This window comes from Microcystis sp. LE19-41.2A, assembly GCF_027530405.1.
GTDB classification, from domain to species: Bacteria; Cyanobacteriota; Cyanobacteriia; order Cyanobacteriales; family Microcystaceae; genus Microcystis; species Microcystis aeruginosa.
In genome coordinates this window covers 1-1,186 of the sequence record NZ_JAPZQJ010000003.1, presented here as the reverse complement: position 1 = coordinate 1,186, position 1,186 = coordinate 1, and the positions used below count along the sequence as shown (strand labels likewise).

Annotated in this window: 1 protein-coding gene and 1 pseudogene; one reads left to right on the top strand and one right to left on the bottom strand. The window is 40.2% G+C overall.

Annotated features, from left to right (window positions below; genetic code table 11):
* Window positions 1-128: 128 nt before the first annotated feature.
* Window positions 129-335: pseudogene (locus O9290_RS00055) on the bottom strand (IS200/IS605 family transposase); the annotation flags it as partial.
* Between the two features lie 180 nt (window positions 336-515).
* On the opposite strand from O9290_RS00055, the gene O9290_RS00050 reads away from it, so the two are divergent.
* On the top strand, window positions 516-1,186 hold a 671-nt coding region (locus O9290_RS00050), incomplete at its 3' end, for an RNA-guided endonuclease InsQ/TnpB family protein (protein WP_288086561.1).

Below are 1,186 nucleotides of genomic sequence, written 5' to 3'. Positions count from 1 at the left end.
TGACAATCAAGAGATTTGCTAGAAAATATCAGCTTTACTGCATTTAAACTGCCTATCTCAATGGAACGAGAGGACTCCCGTTAAACCGCGTAGCGGTTAACGGGAGATGAATCGCGACCAGAATGAAACTAACGCAGTAGCCTTTCCACTTTTGGGGAGTTTTGGTTCTCGACGTATTTTTTTAGTTGTTCGACAGTAACGTCGCCACAACTAGCCACGAAATAAGCTCCCGCCCAAAAATAGGGTTTGTTGTCGAAATACTTTGCCGCCAAATCCGGAAATTCTTGTCTAATTAAGCGACTACTAACTGTTTTAAGGTTAGCGATTAGTTTGGTCCATGATTGTAATTAGTTGATATACTAGGCAGTAAGTGTTACAATTTAACTATAGCAATTCCCATAGTTGTGAGGTACAGAGTCTTAGGTTTTGAGGAGTCAGGAGTCAGGAGTTAAGATTTTGGTGTACCTCATGAGATTGGGAAACGCTATATACATCACATCACGAAACTAACGACAGTGATAACGCTTACCTACCAGTACAAACTAAAGGTAAACAAGAAACAGGAACGAGAGATTGTCCACATTCTTGATGTTTGTAAGAGCGTTTATAATTACGCGCTCTCGGAACGGAAAGATTGGTTAAACTCTCGAAAGTGTCTTGCGGATCGCTGTTCGCTAGTTTCTGAGTACATAATTCCTGCGGATCAACCCTATCCAAATTACTTCGTTCAAGCTAAAAATCTAACGGAAGCTAAAAAAGTTTACCCGATATTAAAGACGGTTAACGCTCAAGTCTTACAGCAAGTTTTAAAAACTGTAGATAAAGCGTTTGACCACATGAAATCGAAAGGCTTCGGCTTTCCTAGATTTAAGAAAAAGATGCGAAGTTTTGTTTTCCCCGCGCTCTCGAAAAATTTTCTAGGTGACGAATACTTAAATTTTCCACAATTGGGAAAAATTCGGATTAGGAAATCTAGGGAGTACCCGTCTGGGTTTGAGCCTAAACAAGCTCGAATTATCCAAAAAGCGTCGGGATTTTACGTTTTGGTTTCTTTCCAATCTACGGAATTAGTTCCCGATATGACAGTAGGGAAGACCTGTTTAGGAATTGACGCGGGAATTGAAAGTTTTGTCGCTACTTCACGGGGAGATTTAATCAAAGCCCCTCGATTTTTGTTGAAAGTACA